The organism is Aeromicrobium sp. A1-2 (assembly GCF_003443875.1).
Classification (GTDB): domain Bacteria; phylum Actinomycetota; class Actinomycetes; order Propionibacteriales; family Nocardioidaceae; genus Aeromicrobium.
Genome location: NZ_CP027482.1, coordinates 239,165 through 255,100, shown reverse-complemented (window position 1 = coordinate 255,100; position 15,936 = coordinate 239,165). Strand labels below are relative to the sequence as shown.

Genomic DNA, 15,936 nt, shown 5'->3' with positions numbered 1-15,936 from the left:
ATGACGGCACCGCACGCCCCCGACTGGCGCTACACGCCGGAGCGTCCGACCCTTCGAGTCGCCGCGCCGTTCTTCGCCGTCGCAACCCTCGGCCTCCTCGGCTCGCTGCTCCCGCCGTACGAGTACGGCGATGGTGAGCCGCTGTTCATCTTCGGGCTGTTCATGGTCACCCTGGGCCTCGTGTGGGCCAGCACCCGCCGCGATCACCGGACGTGGGTCGACCCGGCCGGCCCGCTGCTGTTCTTCCTCGTCCTGGCGCTTGCTCGAGACATGTCGGGCGGCGCGACGTCCGCCCTGGCGCCCCTCGTCATTCTCCCCATCCTGTGGATGGCCATGACCGGGACCAGACGCGACCTGGTCGCAACCGGCGTGCTGACCGCCGCCATGTTCCTGGGGCCGATCCTGCTGATCGGCGGGCCGGACTATCCCGCCAACGACTGGCGACGCGGGCTGCTGTGGACGGCGTTCGCGGTGCTCGTCGCGCCCGTCGTCCAACGGATGGTCCGCCGGCTTGCTCAGGAGACCGCGCGGGAGCGGTGGTCATTGGCCGAGCTGGACGGCATCCTGCGTGCAGCGCGACTCACCAGCATCATCTCGACCGACCTCGACGGGACGATCCGCTCGTTCAGCAGCGGCGCCGAGGCGCTCCTCGGGTATGCCGAGGCCGACCTCGTCGACCGCCACGGTCCGGATCATTTCCACGACCCCGCCGAAGTGGTGGAAGTAGCCGCCGAGCTGGGGGTGGAGCCGGGATTCGGGGTCTTTGTCGAGCTCGCGCGACGCAATGCGCCCAGCCGTATCTGGACGTATGTGCGGGCCGACGGCGAGCCGGTCTACGTCCGGCTGGTGATCACCGAGCTGCGCAACCCCGAAGGCGACGTCACGGGCTACCTCGGTGTGGCGATCGACGTCACGGCCGGCGTGGAGTCCGAACGCACGCTGGCCGAGGCGGAGACCCGCTGGCGGCTGCTGATGGAACACCTCCCCGACATGACCGTGGTCATGGTCGACGAGAACTTCACGATCCAGGTCGTCGCCGGCGCGGGCGCAATGCGCCAGGGCCTGCAGGGTACCGAGGGCCGGAATCTGTCGGATGTCTCCAATCCGGACAACTTCGCGCTACTGGCACGGCTGGTGACGCAGGCCGTCGACGGCACGGAAGGCAGCGCCGAGCTGCACTCGAGCAACACCGGCGACGAGCACGAGGTCGTCGTCACCCCGCTGCCCGCGGACGGCGCATGCCCACGAGCCTTGATCCTCGCTCGCGACGTGAGCCGCGACCGCGCCCACGAGCGCGAGCTCGTCCAGGCCAAGGAGCGCGCGGAGCGCATCTTCACCGACGCACCCCACGGCGTGGCAGTGCTGTCACTGTCCGGTGAGCTCATCCAGATCAATGCCGCTCTCGAGTCGATGATCGGTACGTCGCACGCCACCGTCACGGGCACACCCCTCAACGACTTCGCGGCGGCGTACGACGACCAGATCAGCAGACACGTCGCCAACACCATCGCGCAACGCGGCGCACGGGTCGAGACCGAGTGGACCATGCGGAACCTGCCCGGAGAGACCCTTCACGTCGTCGTCAGCAGCCGCGTCCTGGAAGGCACCGAGGGGGCTGCAGACGTCATCCTCACCAACATCGTCGACGTGTCGGAGCGCTACCGCTACGAGCAACAGCTCGCGCACCTGGCCGACCATGACGCCTTGACCGGATTGGTCAACCGCCGCCGGTTCAACCAGGAGCTGCAGAACCACCTCGACGACTGTGAACGCCATGGCCCCTCGGGCGCCGTGCTGCTCCTCGACCTCGACCACTTCAAGGAGGTCAACGACACCCTGGGACACAACGTCGGCGACGCTCTCATCGCATCAACCGCCGCGCTGCTGCGCAGCGGCGTCCGGAGCACCGACGTCGTGGCCCGTCTGGGCGGCGACGAGTTCGCGATCCTGCTCACCCGGGCCGATCGCGCAGCAGCCACCGTGGTCGCCCAAGGCATCGTGGACCGCATCCGCGATCACGCCCGCACGCTCGACGGCACGATGAGCCGCGTGACCGCGAGCATCGGCGTCGCGACGGTCAAGGCGGCGGCCGAGCATGGTGGGGACATCCTTGCCCTAGCGGACCTGACGATGTACGACGCCAAGGACTCGGGTCGCAACGGCGTCGCCGTCATGGAGGAGACACCCGGCAACCAGTCCCGGACCGGCGCGAGGCTGGAGTGGAAGGCCCGCATCGAACGGGCCGTGGACAACGGCGACTTCACCCTCCACCTGCAGCCGATCATGGATCTGCAGACCAACCAGGTCCGATCCGCGGAGGCACTCGTCCGGCTGTCCGACAGCGACGAGCTGGTGATGCCGTCCCGCTTCCTGCACATTGCCGAACGGACCGGACTGATGCCGGCCGTCGATGCCTGGGTCGTCGAGCACAGCGTCGCGCTGCTGGCGCGACTCCAGCAGCTCGATCCGAGCTTCACGCTCGAGGTCAACCTCTCCGGCCTGTCGATCGGAAGCCCGCTGATCGAGCGGGCCATCGTGACGGCGCTCGACCACCACGGCGTTGATCCGTCGACGCTGATCCTGGAGGTCACCGAGACCGCAGCTGTGGCCGACATCGATGCTGCCCGGGAGTTCGCCGAGCGCATGACCGCGTTGGGCTGCCAGTTCGCCCTCGACGACTTCGGCGCCGGATTCGGCTCGTTCTACTACGTCAAGCACCTGCTGTTCGACTACATCAAGATCGACGGCGAATTCATCACTCACTGTCACACCTCCGACGTCGACCGCAGCATCCTACGATCGATCGTCGGGATCGCCCACGAGCTCGGCAAGCGCACCGTGGCGGAATTCGTCGCCGAGTCGGCGACCCTCGAGGTCGTCCGTGCCGAGGGCGTCGACCTCGCCCAGGGGCACCTGATCGGCGAGCCCGTCGCCTTCGAGGAGTTCGTGGCACGGTTCCTCACCCCGCTGCCGGCAAAGTCCTGACCCCCCGGCTGGCTCGCGCGGTCAGGACTTGCGGGCTTGCGTCCCAAGCCGGGCGTCACGGACGACCGACGCGACCCCTGCTCAGGACGAACGCCGAAGCTGGGTTGCCGCTCGTGACGGCTCCTCAGCCCAGCCCCTGACCAACGGCGTACGCCGCTGCAGCGGCGCGCGACCGGATGTCAAGAGAGTCGTAGATGTTGGCAATGTGTCGGTGGACGGTGTGCTCGCTCAAGACGAGCTCTGTGGCGATCTCGGCATTGGACAGTCCCCTGGCCACGAGGCGCAGGACCTCGATCTGGCGCTCGGTCAGCGGCACGCCGGTCGCGGCACCGCCGAGGATCGTCCGGGCCCGGGCAATGGCGAGTCCGTCGCCGAGGGGCAGGACCCGTTCGAGGGCCAGCGCGGCCTGATGGCGGGCCTCCTTGATCGCGCCCGTATCGACCAGGATCTCGGCGAGGTCGAGCCGATGGTCGGCCTCATCGAAAGGCAGCCCGGCGGCCACGGAGTGGCGGATCGCGTCCTGCCAGGCGGCTTGCGCAGCGGATCGATCCGCTATCCGGGCCTCAGCGGCAGCCGCAATGGCCAGGACGGCTTCGGTGCACACCCTGTCGGCCGTCTGCCTCAGCTCGGCCACGGCCCGGCGGGCGGGCTCGATCTCGCCTGCGGCGGCACCGGCCTCGACGACGGCGGCGAGGACCTCGGCCCGCTCCAGCTGGTGGTCGTCGGGCAGCGCGCGGAGCAGCTCGCTGACGGTCGACCAGGCCTGCGTCGCGTCCCCCTCTTCGAGCCGGAGACGGGTCAAGCTGATCACGGCACCCGGGTGGAAGCCCGCCTGCTCCAGCAAGATCTCCGCCTCGGCGTACCGGCCCTGCCGCCGCCGCAGCTCGCCCAGCTGCGCGACCGCTTCCAGCCGAGCGGACCGCTTCGAGGACTCAAGCTGTGCCATGACGTCCTCGAGCGTCGACTCGGCCCCGACGCAGTCACCCTGCGCCATCTGGACCGATGCGTACTGGATGCGACAGACCGAGAACAGCGGCGCTAGGTCCTGGCGCCGGCAGATCTCCTCGACCCGCGAACACCACGTCGACGCCCTGGTCAGGTCGCCGGCCTCCTGGCAGGCGTTGATGAGCCAGCAGCAGATCTTGCCCATCCACATCAGGTCGTCGACGTCGCCCGCCGTCGCGGCTCCCGCCGCGCCATCGAGGAGCGCCATCCCTTCGGCCACCCGGCCGAGGCGGACGAGCGCCAGCCCGGCAAGACCCTGCCCGACGAACGTCAAGTCGTGGTCGCCCGTGGCCCGGCCGATCTCCTCGGCCACACGAGCGTGCTGCAGCCCGGTCCGTGCGTCGTGGTCGGCGTGGAGCGAGACCTCCGCCAGCCGCACCGCCAGCCAACCGGCCTCCGGAGCGTCCGGCCGGCCAGCGAGCAGGTCGACAGACCTCGCCAGCCAACCGCGACCGACCGCGACTCCTCGTCCGAACAGGATCGAGTCGTAACCGAGGGTCGCCGCCGCACGCCCCGCAGCGCGGTCGTCGCCGACGGCCCGAAAGCCCCGGTAGGCGGCTTCACGCGAGACCAACGCCATGTCCGCGTCGTCGATCCACCAGCCCGCCTGGGCCAGTCCGTCGTGGGCCCACGGATCGTCCGTCTCGGTGATGACCCGCCCGAACGCAGTCACGGCCTCGGCCCAGCGACCGGCCTGCATTGCGGTGGCGGCGGTGGCCATGTCGTCGGACGTCATGACCACCACCCCACCGGCCGACAGGCCCGCCGCTGGGGCGGACAAGGCTCAGACCCCGGCCCCAGCGGCCAGGGCGTGCACGTCGGCCGTGGTGAGCGCGTTGCCGGCAATGCCCCAGTCGCCGCTGGCAACCTCCCGGACGACGCACCAGGTGACGGGCCGCACGTTCTCGCCCTCGATCTCGACCAGCGCGTCGGTGAGCCTGGCGATGATGTCGCGCTTCTGGTCGGGCGTGAAGACGTCCTTGATGACACTGACCTCGATGAGCGGCATGGTGAGTTCCCTTCCTCGGCATGCGCCCCCGGAGTGGGACGCGATACCTCAGACTGCGCCTTGTGGATGCCGTCGCGCATCGACCGCGCAGGCCATTGACGCGTCGGGCCGTCATGGCCCGTTCGGGCCATGAGGTCGCCGGCCGTGCCGTCGCGGTCTCCCATCGCCCGACAATACCGACATCCGGGGGCTGCGCCTCGATCACACGAACAGCTGCTGACGTGGGCTCAGTGAGCGTGCAGGTGTCGCACCCCCTGCCTAGGCTGGTCAGCACGCCGACGCGAGGAGCACCGCCATGACCCGGACGCATTGGGAAGCCACCAGTCTGCTGGCCCGCTTCCAGGACGTCCGATCCGACACCGAGACCCTTGCCGCGCCACTGTCCCCCGAGGACCAGACCGTGCAGTCGATGCCCGACGTGTCCCCGACCAAGTGGCACCGGGCCCACGTCACGTGGTTCTTCGAGACGTTCGTGCTGTCCGAGGTCGAGCAGTCGTTCCGCCCGTTCCAGGACAAGTACTGGTTCCTCTTCAACAGCTATTACGAGGCCGTCGGCCCCCGCTACGGGCGCGCCGAGCGTGGATTCATCACCCGCCCGGGAGCGCACGACGTCGGGATCTACCGCGACAACGTCGACCACCGCCTGCAGGACCTGCTGTCCTCCCTCGACGGGGGCACGCTCGACAAGATCACCCCGACGATCGAGCTCGGCTTCCACCACGAGCAGCAGCACCAGGAGCTGTTGCTGATGGACATCAAGCACGTCCTGTCGGTCAACCCCCTGCAACCGGTCTACGCCGGGCGGCCGCTCGCGCCGTCCGAGCCCGACCGGCTCGGCTGGGTCGACGTCGAAGGCGGCCTGGTCGAGATCGGCCACGCCGGACCGGGGTTCAGCTTTGACAACGAGCTCCCCCGCCACCGCGAGTGGCTCGAGCCGTACCGGATCGCCGACCGGCTCGTGACCAACGGCGAGTGGCTGCGTTTCATGGCCGATCACGGCTACCAGCGTCCCGAGCTGTGGCTGTCCGATGGGTGGGCCCGCGTGGGGAGCGAGCAGTGGCGGGCGCCGTTCTACTGGGTCGAGCTCGATGGCATCTGGCACGAGCACACCCTCAACGGCACACATCCGATCAACCCGGGCCTGCCCGCGACACACGTCAGCCACTACGAGGCCGATGCCTACGCCACCTGGGCCGGCAAGCGGCTGCCGACCGAGGCCGAGTGGGAGCACGCTGTGGTCGCCGACGGCCAGGCCGACGAAGCAGCCACCGGCAACATCGCGGACCGGGAGACGTTCCACGCCCGTCCCGCCGGACCGGCGACCGGTCACCTCCGCCAGGTCTACGGAGACTGCTGGGAGTGGACCTCCTCGGCGTACCTGCCCTATCCGGGGTTCCACCCGGCCGAGGGCGCGATCGGCGAGTACAACGGCAAGTTCATGTCCAACCAGATGGTGCTGCGTGGCGGTTGCGCGCTGACCCCGCCGGGCCACAACCGGTTGAGCTATCGCAACTTCTTCCCGCCGGGATCCCGCTGGGCCATGTCAGGCGTGCGTCTGGCCGACGGCGGAGTGCCGGCATGACCGCGATCCGCACGCCCGTTGTGTCGGTGCTGCTGGATCCCGACTGGGCGTCCGGCAGCCTCGTCGAGGACGTTCGTCGTGGGTTGGCCAGCCATCCCCGCACGTTGCCACCGAAGTGGCTCTACGACGACCGCGGTTCCGATCTGTTCACCGAGATCACGCACCTGGTCGAGTACTACCCGACCGAGTCCGAGCGGGCCCTGATCGGAGCCCACGCCGAGGAGATCGTGACGATCACCGGCGCAGACACCGTCGTCGAGCTCGGCAGCGGCACGAGCGACAAGACCCGGACGCTGCTCGATGCGTTCGACCGCGCCGGCGCCCTGCAGCGGTTCGTGCCGGTCGACGTCTCCGAGGCCACGCTGCGGACAGCCGCGGACGACCTGTCGGTCCGCTACCCGGGGCTCCAGGTCGAGGCCATCGTGGGCGACTTCACCCTGCACCTGGGCCACCTCCCCACCGGCGGTCGCAAGATCGTCGCGTTCCTGGGCGGCACGATCGGCAACCTCTACGTCGAGGAGCGTGCGGCCTTCCTCGGAGCGCTCGCCGACTCGCTCGAGGTCGGCGACTGGCTCCTGCTCGGCACCGACCTGGTCAAGAGCAGCGACCGGCTCATCGCGGCCTACAACGACGCTCGCGGCATCACCGCCGACTTCGTCCTCAACAGCCTGCACGTCGTCAACCGCGAGCTCGGCGCCGACTTTGACGTCGACGCGTTCAGCTACGTCCCGTTCTGGGATCCGCATATGGAGCGAATGGACCTGCGGGTGCGCGCCGAGATGCCTCAGCGCGTCACGATTCCCGGCGCCGACGTCGTGCTCGACCTGGCCAGCGGAGAGGAGATCCGGGTCGAGATCTCGACCAAGTTCCGCCCCGACGGCCTGCGCACCGAGCTCGCCGCGGCAGGCTTCGCGGTCGACCACCTGTGGAGCGACGGCGACTTCGCACTGACCCTGGCCCGCCGCACGGCATAGGTCACCGGCTCGCCGCAGTCCCACCGACCTCGGGCCCGAGGTCGGACACCGCACCGGCGAGGGCGACCCGGCAGGCCCGGACCCCCGGGCTGTCGACCGCCGAAGCCCTCGTCGAGGTGAAGATCGTCCGGCGGGGTGCCTGCGGGAGGTCGATCAGGCGCAGGCTCATCCGTGGTCGGCCGATCCACACCAGGTCCGGGAGCAGGGCCACCGCATTGCCCGACTCGACGAGGCGGACGTGCGCCTGCAGATCGGCGGTCTCGAACCGGACGTCGGGCTCGAAGCCCGCCTGCCGGCAGGCCTGCTCGGCCCAGTGCCTCGACGCCACACCCGCCGGCTCCATGACCCACGGCGCACGCGCTGCTTCCTCGAGCGACCGGATGTCGCCGAACGGTGCACCCGAGCCCGGGACGGCCAGCCGGATCGCATCAGAGGTCAGGTCGACCCGGTCGAGACCGGGGTACCACGGGGCCGCGTGGTCCGGATACTGCTCGGCGACCACGACGTCGAAGTCGCGCGCCCACGTGTCGTGCAGTGCGGCGCCGGGCTCCTGCTGACTCATCGTGACGCGCAGCAACGGATGGTCCCTGGCCAGCCGCGCCAGGGTCGCGGGCATCAGGGCCAGCGCGGCTGACTGGAAGACCGCCAGCCGGACCTGGCCGGTGGCCTCGGCCATAGACGCATTGAGCTCTGACTCCGCCTGCTCCAGACGATCGAGTATGACCGTCACGTGCGCCACGAGGATCTCGGCCTGCGGGGTCAGCTGGACCCGACGGCCCACCTTGCGCAACAGCTCGACTCCCACCTCGCGCTCGAGCAGCGTGAGCTGCTGGGACACCGAGGACGGGCTCTGGTGCAGCGCGGACGCCACCTCGGCGAGGGTGCCGCGGACCTGGAGCTCGCGCAGGAGCCTGAGACGTCGGAGCTCGAGCAAGACCACTCCTTCAAAGTTAAGTAGAACCTATGATTACACGTCACTAATGATCGCTTTACCTTATCTGAGTTGGCGCACAAACTGGAGATCCAGCACCCCATCCGAAGGACGACCGATGCCCGACCAGCCCGCGTCCGCACCCTCCCTCTCGTCGACCGATCTCGCCGACGAGACCGTCGCGCTCGTGCGGCGTTGGCTCACCGACGCCGCTGCGGTGCCGGCGGACCGATCGGCCACTCAGCTCGCGGGCGTGCTGAAGGACCCACGGGGGCTTCCTTTCACGGTCGGCTTCATCGACGGGGTCATCCGCCCCGAGGACACCAAGATCGCCGCCCGCAACTTTGCCGATCTCGCCAAGGACATCCCGGCCTTCCTCCCCTGGCACCTGCGTGCAGCCGTGCGCGCGGGCAGCGCGGTCGGCCTCGTGCTGCCGCGTCTCGTGATCCCCGTCGTGCGCCGCGCCCTGCGGTCGATGGTCGGGCACCTGATCGTCGACGCGCGGGATCGACGCCTGGGCAAGGCCATCGCCGCGATTCGCGGCAGGAACGCGCAGCTCAACCTCAACCTGCTGGGCGAGGCGGTCCTCGGTGAGCGCGAGGCTGACCGCCGGCTCGCCGGCACCCACGCCCTGCTGGCGCGGGCCGATGTCGACTACGTCTCGATCAAGGTCTCCTCCACCGTGGCCCCCCACTCGGAGTGGGCGTTCGACCGGGCCGTGGCCGACGTCGTCGCCCGTCTGACTCCGCTGTTCGAGCAGGCGGCGGCCGCGCCCACCCCGAAGTTCATCAACCTCGACATGGAGGAGTACCGCGACCTCGACCTGACGATCGCGGTGTTCACGACGATCCTGGACTCCCCTGACCTGCTCAACCTCGAGGCCGGGATCGTGCTGCAGGCCTACCTCCCCGATGCCGTCAGCGCGATGATCCGCCTCCAGGAGTGGGCCGCCGCCCGCCGCGCTCGCGGAGGTGCCGGGATCAAGGTCCGCATCGTGAAGGGCGCGAACCTGCCGATGGAGCGCGTCGAGTCCTCGCTCCGCGGCTGGCCGCTGGCGACCTGGGGCTCCAAGCAGGAGTCCGACACCAACTACAAGCGGGTCATCTCGTACGCCCTGCAGCCCGACCGGGTCGAGAACGTGCGGATCGGGGTCGCGGGTCACAACCTGTTCGACCTCGCCCACGCGTGGCTGCTCGCCGGCCAGCGAGGCGTTCGCCACGGCATGGAGATCGAGATGCTGCTCGGGATGGCCCCCGGGCAGGCCGAGGTCGTCCGCCGGGACGTCGGCACGCTGCTGCTCTACACGCCGGTCGTCCATCCGCGGGAGTTCGACGTCGCGATCGCGTATCTGATCCGGCGTCTCGAAGAGGGTGCGAGCCACGACAACTTCATGTCGGCGGTCTTCGACCTGCACGACGAGCCGGCGTTGTTCGAGCGGGAGAAGGACCGCTTCCTGGCCTCGCTCGCTGCCCTCGATGACTCGGTCCCGCCGCCGAACCGCACACAGGACCGTCTCGCCGCTGCTGTCGAGGACGCGCGCCCCGGCTTCCATAACACCGACGACACCGACTCGTCGCTGCCTGCCAACCGCCGCTGGGCCGACCAGATCCTCGCCCGCGTACCCGGCTCCGACCTCGGCGCAGCCACCGTCGCAGAGCACACCGTCACCGACCCTGCCGCACTCGACGATCTGCTAACCTCGGCGCTCGCCGGCGGCCTCGCGTGGGGTCGATTGACCGGCAGCCAGCGCGGAGCCGTCATCCGCCGCGCAGCCCACACCCTGGAGGTGCACCGCGCCGACCTCGCCGAGGTCATGGCTGCCGAGACCGGCAAGACGCTGGACCAGTCCGACCCGGAGATCTCCGAGGCGATCGACTTCGCCCGCTACTACGCCGAGCGTGCGGGCGAGCTCGACGGTCTCGATGGTGCGACCTTCGCTCCCTCGACGCTGACTGTCGTGACGCCGCCGTGGAACTTCCCGGTCGCGATCCCCGCGGGCTCCACACTGGCGGCTCTCGCGGCCGGCTCGGCCGTCGTCATCAAGCCGGCCTCACAGGCCGCGCGCTGCGGCTCGGTCATGGTCGAGGCACTCTGGGAGGCCGGAGTCCCCCGCGACGCGCTGCACCTCGTCCACGTCGAGGAGAACGAGCTGGGCCGCCGGCTCGTCTCGGATCCCCGGGTCGACCGGGTCATCCTGACCGGCGGCTACGAGACCGCGGCGCTCTTCCGGTCGTTCCGTGCCGATCTTCCCCTGCTGGCCGAGACCAGCGGCAAGAACGCGATCGTCGTGACCCCCTCGGCAGATCTTGACCTCGCCGCGAAGGACGTCGCACACTCCGCATTCGGCCACGCCGGACAGAAGTGCTCGGCCGCGTCGCTGGTCATCCTGGTGGGCTCCGTCGCGACGTCCAGGCGGTTCCACGACCAGCTCGTCGATGCCGTCACGTCACTGACCGTCGGCTGGCCCCAGGATGCTGCAACCCAGGTCGGCCCCGTCATCGAGCCGGCGGCCGGCAAGCTGCTCGGAGCACTCACGACACTCGCGCCCGGCGAGACCTGGCTCGTCGAGCCCCAACGACTCGACACCGAGGGACGACTCTGGTCGCCGGGGGTCCGTGCGGGCGTCAAGCGCGGTTCCCACGTCCACCTGACCGAGTTCTTCGGGCCCGTGCTGGGAGTCATGACCGCCGAAACGCTCGAGGAGGCGATCGCGATCCAGAACGATGTCGACTACGGCCTCACAGCCGGCCTGCACTCGCTGGATCCTGTCGAGCTCACGACGTGGCTCGACCGGGTCGAGGCAGGCAACCTCTACGTTAACCGTGGGATCACCGGCGCCATCGTGCAGCGACAGCCGTTCGGCGGCTGGAAGAAGTCGTCCGTCGGCGCAGGCTTCAAGGCCGGCGGTCCCAACTATCTGCTGGGTCTTGGCGACTGGTCCACGCGTCCCTCGACGGCGGACCGGCCGCTCGGCCCGGAGGTCGAGCTGCTGCTCTCGGCTGCGGAGTCGACGCTCGACGCCGAGGAGGTCACCCGGCTGCGGCGATCATTCGCCTCGGACGCGACCGCCTGGGACGACGAGCTCGGCCGAGCCGTCGATGCCAGCGGTCTGAGCGCCGAGCGCAACGTGCTCCGCTACCGGCCGGTGCCGGTGCACGTGCGCCTGGCCCAGGGCGGCGCGACGTACGACCTGGTGCGCGTGCTCGGTGCCGCGAAGCGGGCCGGCTCGCCCATCCTCGTGTCAGTCCCGACCGACTCGACGTCCGCCCTGGTGAACAGTCTCGGCTGGGAGGCGACGGTCCAGACGGACGCGGAGTGGTCCACCGACATCGCCGCCGGCGCTCCAGCCCGGGTCCGGATCGTCGGCGCCGACCAGTCCACGGTGCTGCGTCAGGTGGCCGGACGCCCCGACATCGCGGTGCATGCCCATCCCGTCACGGAGTCAGGCCGGCTCGAGCTCCTGCCGTTCCTGCGCGAGCAGGCCGTCAGCATCACGGCCCACCGGTTCGGCACTCCGCACGACCTCGCCGCGGGCGCGCTCTGACCCGACCATGGGCAGGGAGACGACAAGCCCCTCACCAGCGTGACGCTGGTGAGGGGCTCATGTCGTGCTGTGGCAGGTGCAGGGTTCGAACCTGCGTAGGTGTTGCCGTCTGATTTACAGCCTGCACCGACCACTCCTCTGACCTGCAGCGTTACCGCAACGGGCCGAACTTGCCCCGGGATTCCCCCAAGATTCTCGAGGTCAGTCGGGCACGGTCGACGCCAGTCGTGCATCCGATCAGCAACGTCACCGCCCCCAACTTCTCCAGGACGTCAGTCTGGTTTCCTCGCCTTGGCGGGTCGCTTGTGCTTGTTCTTCTGGTAGTCGGCGACCCAGCTCTTCGAGCTCTGCCATTTGCCGTTATCGGACTTTTGCGCGCGTAGTCGGCCTCGCTCTGCGGCAGCACGAAGGGCGGTTGCGGTCAGGCCAGCCTTCGCGTCGACCAGGCTCGCAAGCGGCACAAGGCGGGCCGGGCCGGCGACGGCTGGTACGACGAACTTGTAGAGGTTGTTGGCGACAGCGCGCGCGATGACCTCGCCGAGCGGGCCGTACTCGCCCTTGTCCGCCTTGCGCATCGCATTCAGGTACTTCGTCCGCTCGTTCTTGAACACGATCGCCGGCGGGTAGCCCAGACGAACCAAGAGCAGATTCAGAAGCAGCCGACCCGAGCGACCGTTTCCGTCCAGGTAAGGGTGGATCTTCTCAAATTCGTTGTGAGTCTTGGCGAGGCGCTCGGGGAACGCGACATCGCTGTCGTCTCGGAGCTTGTTTACGTCTGCGACCCAGTCGGCCATCCGGTGGTCAACGTCGGGGAACGGCGGCGGCGTCATACCGTCAGGGAATGGCGCGATGTCGTGCTGCCGCCAGTTGCCGGGAGTCTCGGCTGGTGTCGCGTGCGGATGTGGCGCGACGTTCCAGACGGGAGTCATCGCCTCGTAGTGAACGGTGCGAACCTCTTGGAGGCTGAGCAGATCGCCGGCTGTCCAGTCGCCTGGCTCGAGAGCTTGGCCATAGACCCACTTGGCGGCGTTGGCGTAGCCCAGGACTTCCATGTACTCCTTGAGTTCCTTGTCGCCGACCGTGCGACCTTCGTCGAGGAGCTTGCGGACCTCATTGAGGATCAGCGTATTGCCTTCGAGGGCTGTGGAGTGGTGCGCCTCCTGGTGCCACAGGTCGTCCCAGATCTCTTCGGCCTCTGCGGGGACAGGCAGGCCGCCAAAGCGACTGCGGAGGTCGTCGATCGCTTCCTCGAGATGATCGTAGATGCTCTGTCGTGTTGGACGTCCGCGGGCCACAGGCTGACCTCCTTGTTATGCGGTCTGGCACAAGTTGTCGCGTTATGCCGCAATTAAATGCAACACAACAACTTGGAAAGCGTAGCAGAAAGTTGTCGCGCCCTACGAGCAATTAGTACAACACAACAACTTGGGCCCGTACGCGGCGGATTGACGTACCGCCTCGACATTGCTTCATGCCTGCACTTTCCACTTCAAGTGGCCCCGCCGCGACTTCGTCGGTCTTGGACCTGCCGCCAAGATCGATAGGGTTCCGCCCGTTCCCCTGCGGTCTGAGCGACAAGTGATCGCGCCAAAGGACATCTCACAACGCGCAATCGCTTGACAGCCCGCATTCCGCGCATCGCCGCAGGTCAGAGCCTTTTCGCCGAAATGTCCGAATCCCGTTGGCTGACGAAAAATGAGAAGTGCCCCTGACTCGCGTTTCCGCAGTTCAGGGGCACTTCTCCGTGCTGTGGCAGGTGCAGGGTTCGAACCTGCGTAGGCGTTGCCGTCTGATTTACAGTCAGATCCCTTTGGCCACTCGGGCAACCTGCCAGGTGTTGCCGGAGCAACGACAAGCAAGACTATCGCAGGACCATGGCGCGACACCAAACTGGTCAGCGGTCGGCGCCGCGCTCACCCGCCAGGAAGTCGAGCAGGTCCTCGATGTCATCGGCCGTGGGCTTGGGCAAGGCCGACTGTCCGTGGGCAAAACCGATTCCGGCGTAGACCAGCAGCCCCGCCCGCATGCGCGCACTCGCAGCATCGTGGCCCAGCTCGGCGATCGCTCCCTGGACGAGCTCGAACACGAACTGGTCGGACTCGGCAATGACCCCGGCAACCAACGGATCGCTGCGGGCCCAGTCACGCAGAGCCCGCTCGACGCTCCAGGAGTCGTCATCGACCAGCCGCAAGCTCATGATCCGCAGCCGTTCGAGCGGCGGGAGGTCGTCGAGCACCGAGAGCTGCCCCAGCGCCTCGCGGGTCTGCGAGCACCAGCGCTCCGCGACGGCCTCCTTGAGTCCCTCGACGTCCGCGAAGTGCCAGTAGAAGCTGCCCTTCGTGACGCCCAGCTCGCTGCAGAGCCGGCTGATCTTGAGCGCACCGACCCCTTCGGCCTTCAACAGATCGAGGGCCCGGATCGTCCAGTCGTCGAGCGACAGGCGCTTGGATCCCGCGGTGGTACGTGGCGATGCCGCCATGGGTGAGCCCTTTCCGCGACCGGTTGGGCTGCCAGCCTACCGAGGGGGCGGCACGCGACAACCATTGTCCAGCGCCCAAACCATACCGTAGGGTACGGTGATCGCGACGAGCGACCGTACGACCCAGGAGAACGCGTGACGCTGCACGACACAACCCCACCGGCACCGACCGCACCGCGCACCCCCACCGCGTTCCCGTACTGGGAGAACAAGCAGCGCCCCGAGTGGCGCCGGCGCGAACGGTTCGTCAAGAAGGTCCTCCGGCACGACCTGTTCCCGACCGACGAGCAGGCCCAGCTGCTGTGCGATGACATGTACGTCGGCGATCCCGTCGCGGAGAAGTACGTCGCCGACGTCTTCTTCGGCGAGATCGGCCACCAGCGCGGACGGGCGATGCTCGACGAGGCGCTCGACCACGGCATCGACTCGATCCCGGATGCTCCGGAGTCGATGAAGACCTTGTTCACCGAGCTCGAGACCGTCCCGGACTGGGTCGATCGCGACCTGGTCGAGCAGGGCGCTCGGGTGTGGCGTCGCTGGGGCACGATGCTCTACAGCGTCGCCGGGGCGATCACCCTGGAGATCTACACCGAGGGCGCCGTCGCCATGCCGCTGTCGCTCGCCGGAGGCTACGCCGGCGACAACGCCCTGCGCCGCTTCCTGGAGACCTGCAAGTTCTGGATCGACGTCTCGGAGCCGGGCGCGCTGTTCGAGGTCGGCTCACAGGCCCGCAAGACCGCGATGCAGGTCAGGGTCATGCACGTCGCGGTGCGCAAGCGCGTCGGCGACCACCCCGAGTGGGACCACGAGGCATGGGGTCTGCCGATCAGCCAGACGTACGAGCAGATGACCCAGATCGGCGGGGCCGTGGCTCCCGCGATGTCCCTGTGGCTCCTGGGCTACCAGACGACACCCAAGGAGATGCGGGCGCTGATCCACTTCAACCGCTACATGGGGCACTTGCTCGGCGTGCAGCCCCAGTGGCCGACCACGACGATCCGCGAGCAGCTCCAGGCGATCGCGATGACGACCGCCGCACGGTCGTACGACTCCGGCGCGGCCGGCAAGGAGCTCATCGAGTCGTTCCCTGCCGCGTTCGCGCCACGCACCGGGCAGCGGGGCCTCAAGCACCTGCGCGCCGCCTACAACTTCCGCATCTACTCGGCGTACTGCGCGCTGTGGATGGCGCCCGGCACCCGCAAGCTGTACGACATGCCGCGGGCCTTCCCGTGGATCCTGATCCCGATCGCCCGCCTTCCACTCGTCACCGCGACCGAGCTGCTGCGCCGGCTCCCCGGCCTCAAGCAGCTCCACCTGCGGACCATGGACCGCCATCGCAAGAGCTGGCACGCGGCCCAGATGGAAGGCCGCCAGGCCGAGTTCGACGCCAGCAGCTCGCTGCGCCGCTGATACCCCGACCCTCACCA

At 68.7% G+C, this 15,936-nt stretch carries 10 protein-coding genes and 1 tRNA gene; 5 read left to right on the top strand and 6 right to left on the bottom strand.

Translation table 11 applies throughout. From position 1 onward, the window contains the following. Entirely contained in the window at positions 1–2,985 is a 2,985-nt protein-coding gene (locus tag C6I20_RS01200) for an EAL domain-containing protein (protein WP_118394288.1), read from the top strand. A gap of 124 nt (positions 2,986–3,109) precedes the next feature. On the opposite strand, the gene C6I20_RS01195 is transcribed toward C6I20_RS01200, so the two are convergent. Both C6I20_RS01195 and C6I20_RS01190 read right to left on the bottom strand, forming a co-directional pair. Next, on the bottom strand, positions 3,110–4,726 hold the full coding sequence (locus C6I20_RS01195) for a helix-turn-helix transcriptional regulator (RefSeq protein WP_162891054.1): 1,617 nt from the start codon (positions 4,724–4,726) through the stop codon (positions 3,110–3,112). 48 nt (positions 4,727–4,774) lie between these two features. Beyond that, positions 4,775–4,999, bottom strand: coding sequence for a tautomerase family protein (locus C6I20_RS01190; RefSeq protein WP_118394286.1), 225 nt, complete (start codon positions 4,997–4,999; stop codon positions 4,775–4,777). Positions 5,000–5,294: 295 nt separating this feature from the next. Here C6I20_RS01190 and egtB point away from each other — a divergent pair, with 295 nt between their 5' ends. Both egtB and egtD read left to right on the top strand, forming a co-directional pair. After that, the gene (egtB, locus tag C6I20_RS01185) at positions 5,295–6,581 is read left to right on the top strand and encodes an ergothioneine biosynthesis protein EgtB (protein WP_118394285.1); all 1,287 of its coding nucleotides are present in this window, start codon (positions 5,295–5,297) and stop codon (positions 6,579–6,581) included. Further along, positions 6,578–7,555: an L-histidine N(alpha)-methyltransferase gene (gene egtD, locus C6I20_RS01180; RefSeq protein ID WP_118394284.1), complete on the top strand. Its 978-nt coding sequence runs from the start codon at positions 6,578–6,580 to the stop codon at positions 7,553–7,555. The genes egtB and egtD overlap by 4 nt, the downstream gene beginning before the upstream one ends. A gap of 1 nt (position 7,556) precedes the next feature. Here the strand turns inward: egtD and C6I20_RS01175 are convergent, their stop codons facing one another. Beyond that, on the bottom strand, positions 7,557–8,489 hold the full coding sequence (locus tag C6I20_RS01175; protein WP_118398441.1) for a LysR substrate-binding domain-containing protein: 933 nt from the start codon (positions 8,487–8,489) through the stop codon (positions 7,557–7,559). A gap of 115 nt (positions 8,490–8,604) precedes the next feature. On the opposite strand from C6I20_RS01175, the gene C6I20_RS01170 reads away from it, so the two are divergent. Next, on the top strand, positions 8,605–12,030 hold the full coding sequence (locus C6I20_RS01170) for a bifunctional proline dehydrogenase/L-glutamate gamma-semialdehyde dehydrogenase (protein ID WP_118394283.1): 3,426 nt from the start codon (positions 8,605–8,607) through the stop codon (positions 12,028–12,030). Positions 12,031–12,302: 272 nt separating this feature from the next. On the opposite strand, the gene C6I20_RS01165 is transcribed toward C6I20_RS01170, so the two are convergent. The 3 genes from C6I20_RS01165 to C6I20_RS01155 all read right to left on the bottom strand — a co-directional run bounded on the left by C6I20_RS01165 (position 12,303) and on the right by C6I20_RS01155 (position 14,509). Next, positions 12,303–13,325 carry a Fic family protein gene (locus C6I20_RS01165; RefSeq protein WP_216822958.1) on the bottom strand — a complete coding sequence of 341 codons (1,023 nt, stop codon included), beginning with the start codon at positions 13,323–13,325 and terminating at the stop codon, positions 12,303–12,305. 455 nt (positions 13,326–13,780) lie between these two features. Then, a tRNA-Tyr gene (locus C6I20_RS01160) sits at positions 13,781–13,862 on the bottom strand. Between the two features lie 62 nt (positions 13,863–13,924). Next, positions 13,925–14,509 (bottom strand): TetR/AcrR family transcriptional regulator, encoded by a 585-nt coding sequence (locus C6I20_RS01155; protein WP_216822957.1) that lies wholly within the window; start codon positions 14,507–14,509, stop codon positions 13,925–13,927. Positions 14,510–14,644: 135 nt separating this feature from the next. Between C6I20_RS01155 and C6I20_RS01150 the strand changes: the two genes are divergently transcribed. Next, a complete protein-coding gene (locus C6I20_RS01150; RefSeq protein WP_254052201.1) occupies positions 14,645–15,919 on the top strand; it encodes an oxygenase MpaB family protein in 1,275 nt (424 codons plus the stop codon). The last annotated feature ends 17 nt before the right edge of the window (positions 15,920–15,936 follow it).

Excerpts from the sequence above, each read along its gene's own strand:
- C6I20_RS01200 (WP_118394288.1), top strand. The coding sequence starts at position 1 with ATGACGGCACCGCACGCCCCCGACTGGCGCTACACGCCGGAGCGTCCG.
- C6I20_RS01195 (WP_162891054.1), bottom strand. The coding sequence starts at position 4,726 with ATGACGTCCGACGACATGGCCACCGCCGCCACCGCAATGCAGGCCGGT.
- C6I20_RS01190 (WP_118394286.1), bottom strand. The coding sequence starts at position 4,999 with ATGCCGCTCATCGAGGTCAGTGTCATCAAGGACGTCTTCACGCCCGAC.
- egtB (WP_118394285.1), top strand. The coding sequence starts at position 5,295 with ATGACCCGGACGCATTGGGAAGCCACCAGTCTGCTGGCCCGCTTCCAG.
- egtD (WP_118394284.1), top strand. The coding sequence starts at position 6,578 with ATGACCGCGATCCGCACGCCCGTTGTGTCGGTGCTGCTGGATCCCGAC.
- C6I20_RS01170 (WP_118394283.1), top strand. The coding sequence starts at position 8,605 with ATGCCCGACCAGCCCGCGTCCGCACCCTCCCTCTCGTCGACCGATCTC.
- C6I20_RS01155 (WP_216822957.1), bottom strand. The coding sequence starts at position 14,509 with ATGGCGGCATCGCCACGTACCACCGCGGGATCCAAGCGCCTGTCGCTC.